Here is a 13,049-nt window from a genome sequence, read left to right on the forward strand (position 1 = left end):
TTCAATCATACTGTACAGTAGTTTCATTCTTACGCTTAATTCCTGCCCCGTCGCCGAAGCATTACATCCCTGATTGCCACCGTAATAAGTGTTAACATTCCCGAGGTACCCAGTGATGCGCCGAGCAGGGCATATCCGATGCCGTTCCACCCGCCAATATCGATGCTGATCATGATTACAACGGCACCGCCGAGCAAGGCCACACATGGCAATATATATTGAACCCACGTCATTCGCCGTCCTTGCAATCGGTAAATAAGCCATTCAATCAGCAGCAGCACCGCCCACATTCCCAATGTCCACAAGATCAGTACTTCCATAAGGTTCCCCTCCTGTTGCTGGATGGATTAAGCCCTTTGTTACAGACCTTACGTTACTTCAACCAATCCGAGAAAAAGTGTCGGTACCCTTCTTTCATCTTCGTGCGCGAAAAGGCACCAAACGCATACTCCCGGTTGTCTTCTGACACACTGCGCGGCGCAGCCGCAGCCATGTTCACCAGTTCAAACCAATTATCCTCATTGCCTGCAAAGGCATGCGTGGATCGAATGTGACCGTAGCAGGCATGCTCCGGCTTCACGACCATTTTGCCCATCGCCATCGCTTCCGTCAACGGCATAGCAAATGTATCAAAGGCCGAACAGTTCCAATACACCTTGGATGAGTTCATCAACGTAAATATCTCATCCTGCGTGAGCGCAAACTTCAGCTTCACGTTGGAAGGAATGTCGTACTTCTTCATGGTTTCCTTATAGCGTACACCGCCAAACACCATATATACTTCCTTGTCCGGGTTCTGCCGAGCGTATTCCAGCACCAGATCCGGGCGACGATTCGCTTCATCCCTACCGATCCAGAGCACCCGATTATGCACAACCTGACTCGGATCATAGTGCCGGTTCGCCAGCTCTTCGCTAAAGCCAATCGGAATAACATTCACGTCATGTACACCGAAATTGCGACCCAGCTCTGTTTTCAAAAACTCCGTCTGTACAATTGCTTTATCCACCATCGTATAAAATGGCTTCATCATCTCATATCCCGTTAGCGCGGGATCGGGGAAACTGTGCGGGAACAATACGCTTTTCGGTAAGAACATCTTCAAAAATGTAAACCCGGATACGGTGTAGATAACATGCTCTATATTTTGACTATGAATCTGATCCAGCACGATATCGTAGTTCACCAGGTCACCTTTCTCATGCTCATAACCCGGCAACCAGTCGTATCCGCTGACATGACGCTCCGGCGAGATGAACACAATATCCACGCCCAGCTCCAGACCAATCTGCTTCAGCCGATCCGCAAATACGCGTGGCCCCTGTGCTTCCGTGAATTGAATTTTACGCATAACAAGTCCGACTTTACGCAAGCTTCTCACCCCTCATTTCTATTCCTCACCCAAGTGCTTCATGCACTGTTCCAGCGTCGCTGCCGTCTCATGCCACTGGTTACGCAACTGTTCCTTCGGCCACACACATTCCTCACTTCTCAGGTCACCGTCAATCAAACGCAGCATCCAGAGTGAGAATACAATAGCATAGGCGTGGTACCATTCTGCAAAAGAAACCCGTTCAATCTGCATGCCCAGGCTCCCCAGTTTGTCCAAATAAACATCCATAACCCGCTCTCGCAATGCAGGCGTAACCGTTCTGGGAAACAGCGGATGCGAGAGATCAACTAGGTGAAATATATCCCACAATGGCGCATTCAGATGGGCATGCTCCCAGTCCAAGATGACCAGTCTGCCGTCCACCTCCGCCATGTTACCTGGATGCAGGTCTCCGTGACACAAAACGGTTGGAAGTTCTTCCTCTGCCATGAGGATCAACCTGGAGATCTTGTCCCAATCGGATTCGGACAGCTGCATATCCAGCCTGGATAAAAATTCATCCGTAGATTGTCTGTGCATTTGTAACTCATCCAGCATTGTGTGAATGGGCGGTTTCTGGCCCACGCGAGGCAGTTCGCTCCAATCCGTGACAGACAACGCATGCCATACTGCCATATGTGCCGCTGCGCCGAGCATCGTCGCTTCTTGCGAATCATGCACCAGTTGCCCCAAATCCTCGTAGATCATCCAGCTCTGTGCTGGAGCAATGGTAAGATCCGACGCTGCAATGAGTTGCGGATAGATTGGTGGTAAGCCAGACATCACATGCTCGTACATCCATCGTTCCCGTCCATGCTGCGCAGGATTCGTCAGTGGTTTGAAAATATAACTGCCCCCGGTAGGAATCGTGAATCGCTCCACATATCGTCCGTTTATTCCTTTATACAACTGCTCGCGGCTTGTTATATAGTGATCATTCAGCATTCCTTCGGGCGTCACCCAGCTGTATGCATCCAACTCTTCGTTCACGCTACCCACCATCCATTTCGTTCTCCCTGCTACTCCGATGTTGATTTCTATTCATCATACGTTGCCGCTCACAAGCCTGCAAGCTTTGGTCGTAAGAGCTTATTCAGTGTCTCAATTCAGAGTTTCAAAATTGCTTATTGCATTTTGGTTAGTAATCACTTACTATACAATCATGAAGAACAAATCTCATGTGGATAGCAAAAAGAAAGATATCCTACAAGCGGCGATGCGCTTGTTCGCAACCAAAGGCGTTGACGGCATATCCGTCAAAGAGATCGGTGACGCCGCCGGAGTAACCGATGCGGCGATCTACAAACATTTTAAAAACAAAGATGCCGTTGCCCTGGAAGCCTTCACCCAATACTGTGTCGACTATACTGCACTGATTGACGGGTATGTTCGACAGGAAGGTCCGGTGTTGGAACGCTTCAAGCAACTGGTTACCGAGGTTCTCCATCTGCATGATGAAGATCCCTACGGACTGCTACTGATTTCACAGAATCATGAAATATTCATTGAAGCCGGAAGCAGCGAGGATTACCGTCAGCCGTTGGATGCGTTGATGGATCTGATCGATCAGGGAATGATGCGGGGCGAACTGCCTCAGCAGGATTCACGGCTCACAGCCGTTCTGGTGATCGGTGCAATTACACGCATGGCGGTCTCCAGTATGCAAGGTGAGCTACCGGAGCTGTTGGTACCTTATACGGGGGAAACGGTTCACCGGCTTGCATCAATGTTGGGGCACTTATCTCAGAAGTAACGATGGAGATGGGATGAAGCTAGAAATGGAGTAGCGGAGTGTAGGGAAAACGACGTGAGCAACTACATTGTTTCCGAAGGAAACAACCTTCGTAAGCACCCCTCTTATTTCGGCTGAATCCCATATTCGATGCGGATTATGCCGCTAGGCATGATTCGTAATCAAAGGCGGACTTGTTGAATAACTTCTAAAAGAGAATCGTCAACATACCATCAGGATATACAGATGGATTACCGGGTCATACGTGACCTTTTCTTTTTGCACATGAGGTTAGTGTTCATTAACTAAAATAGTCAGGACGTGTCATCTTCCATGAAAAAAATATTAATTATTCAAGGCAATCCCGTCTCTCCCAGTTACAACGGTGCAATCGCCGAGGCTTACCGAAAAGGTGCGGTGCAGGCTGGTGCCGACGTCCGCATGATCACCCTTAACGAGTTGGCATTCAACATGAATCTGGAGGGAGGATATCGTAATAAACTTCCACTTGAACCAGATTTGCTGGAGGCCCAAGAAGCAATCAAGTGGGCCGAGCATCTTGTATGGGTATTCCCAATCTGGTGGGGAGGACCACCTGCCCTGCTGAAAGGTTTCGTTGACCGAATCTTTATGCCAGGTTACGCCTTCAAGTATCAAAAAGGTAAACCTTTTCCAGATCAGTTGCTCAAAGGCCGCACCGCTCGCATGATCACTACCATGGATGGCCCAAGCTGGTATTTCAAATGGTTCCAGGGTGAGCCCGCACATAAAATGATGAAGATCTCCACATTTGCACTGACTGGCATCAAACCTGTGCGGATAACACCTGTAGATCAAGTTGGTAAAAAGTCAGATGAACAGAGAAAGAATTGGCTTGATAAGATTGAGCAGCTTGGGCGGAAGATGGGGTAAAAGATTTCTGCAAAAAAGCCTCATGGGAAGTATATGCTTCTCTCCAGATTTTCACGTTTTAAGTTAAATCAAAATTCTGGGGATACGCGCAATTCGAAGATAGTCCTGTAATCCGCAAGTGGCTCAATTGTAATCTTAGTTTAACTTATATCAGAGAGCAGAAATGTGCCTATTCCCAGTTACAAAAAAGGGTTGTCCCCTACGTCTTGAACAAGACGTAGGGGACAACCCTTTTAGCATTCATTATGGTCTAACGAACCGTAAACACGCTATTAGCGCCATTTCCGATAAGTCTGAGGTTTAACGAATCGTAGACGCATTATTTCCTCGATCTGTGTATCATTTGGAGGTTTTAAACTAGTTTGCACCGGAATAACTTCACTGAGGTTCGTTACATTTTGCATTCCACGCTAAATCGCCATTTAACACTCACTCGGTTCGTTAGCGACCTGCACTTAGAGAGACAAGTCCACACTACAGGTCAGCTTGATACGCCAATCGCCCGCCTTTGGAAAGTCGACTTCGCAACCAACGGTAATGAAATGGAAACAACCATGGCAAGCAACCCCAAAGAACAGCCATCTACAACCATACAAGCAACGCATTACCCAAACGAAATACGACCTGATGGATGCTCAGGTAAAATGGACGATACCAACTGCTGCACAGCTGGATGATCCGACTGCATCACCGAATCCCCGGCATCACCGCTATATACCAGCTTTCCCTGATCCATTACCGCAATGCGGTCACAGATCGTCATGGCGGCCCGAATATCATGCGTGATAAAGAGATACGATAACCCGTAGGACGCTCTTAACTCCGCCAGCAAAGATAATATTTGCGTCTGGTGCACCATATCCAGGCTGCTGATTGATTCGTCCAGTACGATTAACTTCGGTTTGAGCGCGATAGCTCGTGCGATGTTGACCCTCTGTAATTGGCCACCGCTGAACTGGTGCGGAAGCTTGCTCCCATCCTCAGGTGTAAGTCCAACCTGCTCAAGCAGTTGCCCAACCACACGAAGTTGTTCTTTGGCCGATAAACGCTCGTAATTATCCAGCGGCTCCCCAATGATCTGCGCGGCAGTCATAAGCGGATTCACAGCCGAATAACAGTCCTGGAACACGACCTGCAGATCACGCCGTAATCCCTTAAGTACGGGTTTGCTAGATCGGTAGATATCCTGACCTTGAAATGAAACCTGACCCTGGCTGGGCTTCTCCAGACCAAGTATGATTTTGCCCAAGGTACTTTTACCTGCCCCACTCGTACCCAGCAGTCCCAGACAAACACCCTTCTCGATCGTAAGTGAGATATCCGCCAGCACAGGAGGACGCGCTCCCGAACGATCCAGCCAATTCCGTTTGCCATAGCTATGGCTTACTTCACGTACCTGAAGCATCAGGTCATCCTCCTCTTTTGTAATTGGCAGAAGTAATCTCTGAAGAGGCTGAAATTACACATCACCATGCCCATTCCACCCCTACGACTACCCACTCAAAATACAGTTCATATCCGCTCTACACATACACTCCACTGAACGATTCGACTCGTCTGTAATTCGCTATCGTCCCAAAGACATGCTGGGTCTCGCATTTAACAACATCTGGGTATACTCATGCTGCGGGTGATCGAACAGTTGGTACACATCCGCCTGCTCCACAATTCGACCCTTCTGCATAACCGCGACTTCATCGGCCATTTGCGAGATCACACCCAGATCGTGGGAGATGAGCAAGATGGATGTGCCATACTCCGTACGTAGCCGATCCAATTCCTGAAGCACCTTGAACTGATTCACGACATCCAGTGCCGTCGTTGGTTCATCAGCAATAACCAAAGCCGGTCGCAGGCACATCGATATGGCGATCATCACACGCTGCAACATACCGCCACTCAGTTGGAAGGGATATCGCTTCATCAGTTTAGCTGGTTCGGGTAAGTTCATATCTGCCAAGGCAGCAATGGCCCGCTCCCTGGCAGCTGCTTTGGACATTCCCGTATGCGTACGCAAGGTTTCAATGAATTGAGATCCAATCGTATATACGGGTGTAAAAGCATTCATCGGATTCTGCATAATAAATCCGATTTCCTTGCCGCGGATGCGCCGCATCTCCTCACCTGACAACGAGCCAAGCTCCCGTCCATTCAGGTGGATGCTGCCCGACACTTCCATCCTGCGCGGATCAAGCAGATGGAGCAACGCGTTACATGTAACGGTCTTACCGCTGCCACTCTCACCGACGAGACCGAAGACACGACCTTTTTTCAATTCAAAATCAATGGGCTCCAGTAACGGGACTGAACCCTCCGCTGTTCTTAGATTCACTTGCAGACCACGAACTTCGAGTACCTTCGCTGCATCATCCATCGTTACGTTCACCCCTCATATGCCTTCGATTCCGAACCACTACCTTTTTGCAATGCCATAACGCTCGGATAACGCTTCTCCCAAAATGTTGAACGTAATGACTACGAGCAGAATCAATGCCCCCGGGTAGATCATCAACTCCGGATGACTGCGAATATAACCTGTCCCCTCATGAATCATAGCGCCCCATTCTGCATTCGGTGGTTGAATACCGAGTCCCAGGAAAGACAGAGCAGATATATCCATAATCGCCCACCCCATCTCCAGAGTACCCATCACAACGATCGGACGCTGCACGTTGGGGATGATATGTTTCCGAATAATCGTCCACGAAGAGGAGCCGCTAATCCGCGCCGCTGCGATGAAGTTCCGTTCTTTCAGACTAACGACCATGTTCCGGCAGATACGTGCATAATACACCCACTGTACCATCATGAGTGCTAGAAGCACCTGCATCAAACCTGGACCAAAGATCCCTACAATACCGAGTACCAGCACCAGATTCGGAAACGCCATAATGCCTTCACACAAGCGCATCAACAGACTGTCCACCCAACCACCAAGGTAACCGGAGATTGAACCTACAATGACACCTATGAGCAAAGATGACAGGAAGATCAGGGTAGCAAATCCAAGCGACACTCTCGCTCCATACATCAGCCTAGTGAGATTGTCGCGTCCCAGATGATCCGTTCCGAGCCAATGCTCAAGCGATGGACTCGCCAGCTTCTGCAACAGATTCACCTTCACCGGGTCATGAGGAGCAATCCATGGGGCTAATAACGCGATCACGAAGAAAAGCAATATGATCACCGAGCAGATCTGGATGGCTCTCTGCCCTTTAAATACCGCACGCCATTTGTTTATCAATGTTCTGCCCGTCCTTTCGCTGAAATCCGTGGGTCCATAACGAGCTGCACCAGATCAACGAGCAGATTGCATACGATGAACAGGCAGGCCGCCAGGAAGACATAACATTGAATAACGGGAATATCCCGATTAAATATCGCATCGACAAAATATCGTCCGAACCCAGGCCAGGAAAACACCTGCTCTACAATAATGGTGCCTGTGAGCAGCTTGCCCATACTCATCCCCATTCCTGTAATAAGGGGCGATATGGCGATTTTCAGGACATGCTTGAGCATAATCACTCTTTCGCGAATCCCGCGTGTTCTCGCATACTGTACATATGTCTCCTGCAATTGCTCCAGTACACTGGAACGTAACAATCGGGTGTAGACCGCAATAAGAATCAAGGAGAGAGTAATCGTAGGCAGAACCAGATTCTCCCACGATCCACGCCCCTCCACAGGCAGCCAGTCCAATTTCACTGAGAAAAAGAAGATCAGCAGGTAACCGAGCCAGAATTGCGGAATAGATGCTCCAAAATAGGAAATCGTACGGCTGACCATGTCAATCCAGCTATTCTTATACACCGCCGCCAGTATTCCCAATGGAATACTCACCAAAGCGGATAACAACATACTCCAGAAGGCTAGTTCAGCCGTAGCGGGAATCCTTAGTTTCACTTCATCCCATACGGGTTTGTTGGTGAGATACGAAGTGCCGAAGTCGAGCTTGGCAATCTTCTGAATCGTATGCACATATTGGGTTAACATAGGCTGATCCAGACCGAACTCATGCCGCTTTTGCGCAAGCAGCTCCGGTGTGGGATAGATATGAGCAGCTGTCAGATAAGCCTCGGCCGGATCAACTGGTGATATATGAATAAGCGCAAAGGTAACAAGTGTAGCGATAAAAACGATAGGAATGATCGCGATCATTCGTTTCCCGATATAACTGATCAACAAACTTCCTCCCTTTTATCAAGCTACATGACCTTGCCAAGGCTTTACCACTCCGAAATTAAAGTAAATACAACTTATTGGTTGCCCAATTCAATGCCTACAAACGGATTCTCATCACGGTTTGCCGGGAAAATAAAGTTGGAAATTTTCTTCTGATATACCGCCGTTTTCTTAACATACGAGATGGGGACAATCGCCGATTGTTCCTGGAGTGTTGTCAGGATAGAGCCATACAGCTCCTGACGTTTCGTCTCATCTGTTGATGATAGTGCGGCATGTACCTGCTCGTCCAGTTCCTTTTTCATCGGCAAGGCACTGAGCGTCTCAGAGATACCAAATCCAGGGCTCGCTACAACGTTAATGAAGGAATGTGGATCATACGGAGCACCATAGTTGTACCAGAAATACAGGTCGAAATCATTGGCTTTCAAACGTTTGATCTGTACCGTCAGTTCCAGCCCAGTGAGGTTTACCTTAACCCCAAGCTCGCTCCATTCCGCCTGAATGGTCTCAGCCATCGCTTTCTGAATCGGGTCCGTCTTGTCAAAAATCATTTCGAATTCAAGCTGTTGGCCGTCTTTCTCACGAACGCTACCATTCGCAGGCATCTTCCAACCCGCTTCATCCAATAAAGCTTTGGATTGTTCCACGTTATATTCGATCGGTTTCAGGTCAACATTGGTGTATGGGTAGTTTTTGGATAGTGCCGTATCTGCCGGTTCTTCCAGACCCAGAGTGATGCCTTCCACCATCGCTTTTTTGTTAAATCCTTGCTGGAGCGCCATCCGCACTCTGAGATCAGACAGCTTCGGATTGGAGGAATTCAGCAGCAGATCTCGCGTACCTACCGGATCAGACAGCTGACTCACATATTTATCGTTGTCACGAAGCTGTTGGAACGCATCCAGACTGATCATACCTTCACCATAGATCAGGTCGAGATCACCTTTTTCAAAAGCAAGCACGCGGGTTTCTGCATCAGGGATGATCTTAACCGTAATCTGATCCACCTTCGGTGCGGTTCCCCAATAATTCGGGTTGCGTTTGAAAACAGCATATTCGTCCTGCTTGTAATCAGCCAGCATCCACGGGCCCGTTCCAACTGGCTCTTTGATGCCTTCGGATGTATCTCCGTCATCCGGGAATCCGGCTTCACCCAGGAAGCGGAAAGGACGAACCACAGACAAATCCTGAAGAACAGGATAGTACGGCTCTGTGAGTGTCATACGGAACGTGTGGTCGTCCACAACCTCTGTCTTGTCGAGCACACCTACAATGCCCAGCCAGCTATGTGTAGCTTTATTTTTCATCACAGCGTCAAAATTCTTCTTTACAATCTCAGCATTAAATGGCGTACCATCTGAGAATTTCACACCTTGGCGAAGCTTAAATGTATATACTTTGCCGTCATCGGAGATGGTCCATGATACTGCCAGCGCAGGTTCCAGTTTTCCGTCCTTCTGGTAACTGATCAGTGGCTCATAGAGCATGGATTGGGCAAATAATTGCGAAGGATTGTACGTGTGCGGATTCATTGTACCGATATCACGTGGCCATGACATCGTAATCGACTTCGTAGATGTTTGATCCGAAGCAGCAGATGAGGATTCATCTCCACTTCCTGTATTGCTGCAACCCACAATAACGAATAACAACAAGAGCATAGTTGCCAACGTGAGGGCCGAAGATTTGCGATGTTGTACAGACATGAATGTTGAACCCCTTTTCTCTATTTTATGATAATGATTATCATATTCATCCATTAAGAATAGGCAGGAGCCCTCCTTTTGTCAACAAAATTCGACATGGTATGTGTTGTTACTAAAATAGCCAAAAAACCTTTCCTATGGGAGGAAAGGCTTCTTGACATGAATGTGAATTACAACTAAAAAAATAAGCTCCACCATAATCTGTTATTCCTTGCTCACAGCATGGAAATCACGAAAGTACATATGCAGATATATCACTGAAATCCATCTTCACATACGCCTTCTTGTTTCTCATTTTAAACGTCTACAGCGATGCCCTCATAGAACCGACGAATCACCTGCTCCGCTGGCTTGCCGTAAACACCATATCCATCATCGGTCAGCGCCTCCTTCTCCGCATGCAGATATGCGCTCCAATCCCATAGACCGAATCCGCGTACCCAGTCACGCTGACTGACATCCCGGAACATCGCCTCATAGAAACGCTCTTGTTCCTCCGCACTTACTTCGCCTTCTAGTCCCCAATCGTTCGGTACCTGGGCTGATCCACTGCGGCTGGGACAGCCTGCTTCTGCGAAGAAGAAAGGTTTGCCGTAGGGAGCAATCGCCTGCTCAATTCGATCCAGCTGTGCCTCCCAATCTCCGATGGGATAATAACCACTGGAAGAGATCACGTCCACAGCATCCCACCACTTCACATGATCTTCCTGATATTTGTCCGTGTTGTATGACACCAGTCCCGTATACACTTCACGCACACCAGCGATCACCTCGCGCCACTCTTGATCCCGACGCTCGGATTGCACCATCTCACAGCCAACGATGAACATTTCACACTTTTCCTGCTCTGCAATCGCTGCATAATGCTTCTGAAATGCCGTGTAGCTGCGGAACCAATCCTTCCACTTTGGCTCACACGGCACATCGATATCAAAAAAGTTAATGTGTGCACGCCATGTGCCATCGGTACAGTTGACGGTTGGTTTCAGAATGACACGCAGCCCGAGTGTACGGGCATAACGAATCATGTCCACCAGTTCATCATCATCCACCAGATGTGTGCCCCGATACTTGACCTCTACCGCCTGCGGATGATCCTGATGTGCCGCCAGTGCAAAAATAACATGAGAACTGCCTGTACGTTCTGCCATCAGGCGCAAAGATTCTTTGGCTTCCGGCTTACGGAAGTCACCCTTACCACTCATCCAACCAAATGTAAATCCCTTGATATAATCCATATGCATTACAGCTTGCCCTCTTCATGATCTCCGGCAATAACTTCATCCGTCTCGATCACATAGTTCACGATCTCTTCGATGGTTGTGTAAGCCACGCCCACATACGTGTCGGCGGCGCCGTAATAGATAGCGATACGTCCGGTCTCGGCATCATGCAGTGTTGCACACGGGAAGATGACGTTATCAACGAATCCTTGTTCTTCGTACCATTTTTCCGGTGTCAGTACAAAGTTGGAGGAACGATATTTTACTTTGGATGGCTCATCCAGATCCAGAATGACCGCCCCCATGCTATAGACAAAACCATTACAGGTCCCAGTGACGCCATGGTAGAACATCAGCCAGCCTTCGGACGTTTCGATCGGAGCAGGCCCGCCACCAATTTTGACCGATTGCCACCAGCCTTGGCCGCCCTTGCTCATCACATGACGATGCTTGCCCCAATACACGAGATCCGGGCTTTCACTCAGGAAGATGTCCCCGAATGGAGTGTGTCCACTGTCACTCGGTCTGGACAACATCACATAGTTATCGTTGATTTTGCGTGGGAATAACACGCCATTACGGTTAAACGGCAGCATTGGATTTTCGAGGCGGACAAATGTTTTGAAGTCATCTGTTTTGGCCAGGCCCAGTGCTGCGCCGTAGAAGTCTGTACACCAGATGATGTAATACGTGTCCTCGACTTTGACCAAACGTGGATCGTACGCATAGTTCGGCATAAACGGATCGCCATTTTCATCTACAAATGCAATGCGTTCCTCTTCAATTGTCCACTCCAGACCATCTTCGCTTGCGCCCATGTGAAGGTGTGGACGTCCATTAACGGTTTCGGCGCGGAATACCCCAATGAATTTTCCTTCATACGGTACAACGGCACTGTTGAAAATGCGGGCAACACCTTTGACCGGGTTACGCGGAACCACCGGGTTGGCCGAATGTCTCCATACCGGGCCTTCCGTTCCCTCCGGTTTGGCTTCCCATGGCATATTCGGCAAAGCGTCCCCAACAATGTGTACGTTTTTCGTTTCAGCAACTGACATTTTTCATTTCTCCCTTCGGATTTTATTTAACGGAGCCTTGCGCGAAGCCATTGTAGATGTACTTCTGTAACAACAGGAAGATGATCATCGTTGGAATAATGGCGATCATAATGCCGGCGCTGATGACCTCCCACTGCGATCCGAACGGTCCCTTGAATTTGAACAAGGCGGTGGATATGACCTGTAGATCGGTCTTAGGCATGTAGAGGAACGGTGTGTAGAAATCGTTATAGATGTTCACACCCTTCACGATAATGACCGTTACAATGGCCGGTTTCAGCAGTGGCAGAATGATTTTCCAGTAGATCGTGAAGTACGAAGCGCCGTCCAGCATGGCGGATTCATCCAGTGCACTTGAGATGGAGCCAAGGAACTGCAGGAAAATATAAACCGCGATGATATCTGTACCCAGATACATCACGATGGCCGCCCAGCGTGTGTTGAACAGGTCGAGCGCGTTGATGATCTGGAATGTAGCAACCTGCGTTGTAACACTTGGAATCAGGGTAGCGAGCAGAAATGCCGCGACCATAATTTTCTTGCCTTTGAATTTGAACCGATCCAGCACATACGCGATCATGGAACCCGTTAAGGTCGCTCCTATAATAGAGATGATCAGGATAATAATTGTATTTTTGAAACCGACCAGCATGTTGCCATCCACAAAAGCCTTCGCATAGTTCGCGAAGTTCAGCCAGTTGGCTGGCGGAGCAAGCGGGCTGCTGGTAGCGTACTCCGCATTGGTTTTGAGAGATGCAAACAGGATGACCACGATGGGTAACAGCGCGATAAACGCCGCAAGCACCAGGGAAGCATATTTAACCACGCTCGCAAGGGTGTATTTGAGTTGTGTCACGT

Annotated in this window: 13 protein-coding genes; 2 read left to right on the forward strand and 11 right to left on the reverse strand. The window is 48.6% G+C overall.

The annotated features are described in order from the left end of the window. Positions 1–35: 35 nt before the first annotated feature. Genes MKY95_RS31560 through MKY95_RS31570 form a run of 3 tightly spaced genes read right to left on the reverse strand, consistent with a single transcriptional unit; the run spans position 36 to position 2,374 of the window. Entirely contained in the window at positions 36–320 is a 285-nt protein-coding gene (locus MKY95_RS31560) for a YesK family protein (protein ID WP_036606621.1), read from the reverse strand. A 53-nt stretch (positions 321–373) separates the two neighbouring features. Continuing rightward, positions 374–1,372: a glycosyltransferase gene (locus MKY95_RS31565; RefSeq protein WP_036671606.1), complete on the reverse strand. Its 999-nt coding sequence runs from the start codon at positions 1,370–1,372 to the stop codon at positions 374–376. Positions 1,373–1,390: 18 nt separating this feature from the next. Further along, positions 1,391–2,374 carry an aminoglycoside phosphotransferase family protein gene (locus MKY95_RS31570; RefSeq protein ID WP_076320102.1) on the reverse strand — a complete coding sequence of 328 codons (984 nt, stop codon included), beginning with the start codon at positions 2,372–2,374 and terminating at the stop codon, positions 1,391–1,393. 160 nt (positions 2,375–2,534) lie between these two features. Between MKY95_RS31570 and MKY95_RS31575 the strand changes: the two genes are divergently transcribed. After that, positions 2,535–3,125 (forward strand): TetR/AcrR family transcriptional regulator, encoded by a 591-nt coding sequence (locus MKY95_RS31575; RefSeq protein WP_036606709.1) that lies wholly within the window; start codon positions 2,535–2,537, stop codon positions 3,123–3,125. 312 nt (positions 3,126–3,437) lie between these two features. After that, positions 3,438–4,016 (forward strand): NAD(P)H-dependent oxidoreductase, encoded by a 579-nt coding sequence (locus tag MKY95_RS31580; protein ID WP_036606617.1) that lies wholly within the window; start codon positions 3,438–3,440, stop codon positions 4,014–4,016. A 604-nt stretch (positions 4,017–4,620) separates the two neighbouring features. On the opposite strand, the gene nikE is transcribed toward MKY95_RS31580, so the two are convergent. The 8 genes from nikE to MKY95_RS31620 all read right to left on the reverse strand — a co-directional run bounded on the left by nikE (position 4,621) and on the right by MKY95_RS31620 (position 13,047). After that, entirely contained in the window at positions 4,621–5,421 is an 801-nt protein-coding gene (gene nikE, locus MKY95_RS31585; protein WP_036606615.1) for a nickel import ATP-binding protein NikE, read from the reverse strand. A gap of 162 nt (positions 5,422–5,583) precedes the next feature. Further along, entirely contained in the window at positions 5,584–6,390 is an 807-nt protein-coding gene (locus MKY95_RS31590; RefSeq protein ID WP_076320103.1) for an ABC transporter ATP-binding protein, read from the reverse strand. 39 nt (positions 6,391–6,429) lie between these two features. Continuing rightward, complete coding sequence (gene nikC / locus MKY95_RS31595) at positions 6,430–7,260, reverse strand: nickel ABC transporter permease subunit NikC (RefSeq protein ID WP_036606611.1); 831 nt, start codon at positions 7,258–7,260, stop codon at positions 6,430–6,432. After that, positions 7,257–8,201 carry a nickel ABC transporter permease subunit NikB gene (gene nikB, locus MKY95_RS31600; protein WP_076320104.1) on the reverse strand — a complete coding sequence of 315 codons (945 nt, stop codon included), beginning with the start codon at positions 8,199–8,201 and terminating at the stop codon, positions 7,257–7,259. The genes nikC and nikB overlap by 4 nt, the downstream gene beginning before the upstream one ends. Before the next feature lie 74 nt (positions 8,202–8,275). After that, complete coding sequence (gene nikA, locus MKY95_RS31605; protein WP_036606706.1) at positions 8,276–9,910, reverse strand: nickel ABC transporter substrate-binding protein; 1,635 nt, start codon at positions 9,908–9,910, stop codon at positions 8,276–8,278. A gap of 296 nt (positions 9,911–10,206) precedes the next feature. Further along, complete coding sequence (locus tag MKY95_RS31610) at positions 10,207–11,154, reverse strand: 1,4-beta-xylanase (protein ID WP_218641579.1); 948 nt, start codon at positions 11,152–11,154, stop codon at positions 10,207–10,209. Next, entirely contained in the window at positions 11,154–12,191 is a 1,038-nt protein-coding gene (locus MKY95_RS31615) for a glycoside hydrolase family 130 protein (protein ID WP_017691679.1), read from the reverse strand. The genes MKY95_RS31610 and MKY95_RS31615 overlap by 1 nt, the downstream gene beginning before the upstream one ends. A gap of 22 nt (positions 12,192–12,213) precedes the next feature. Continuing rightward, positions 12,214–13,047 carry a carbohydrate ABC transporter permease gene (locus tag MKY95_RS31620; protein ID WP_036606605.1) on the reverse strand — a complete coding sequence of 278 codons (834 nt, stop codon included), beginning with the start codon at positions 13,045–13,047 and terminating at the stop codon, positions 12,214–12,216. Between the last annotated feature and the right edge of the window lie 2 nt (positions 13,048–13,049).

It is taken from the genome of Paenibacillus sp. FSL P4-0176 (assembly GCF_037975265.1).
Classification (GTDB): domain Bacteria; phylum Bacillota; class Bacilli; order Paenibacillales; family Paenibacillaceae; genus Paenibacillus; species Paenibacillus amylolyticus.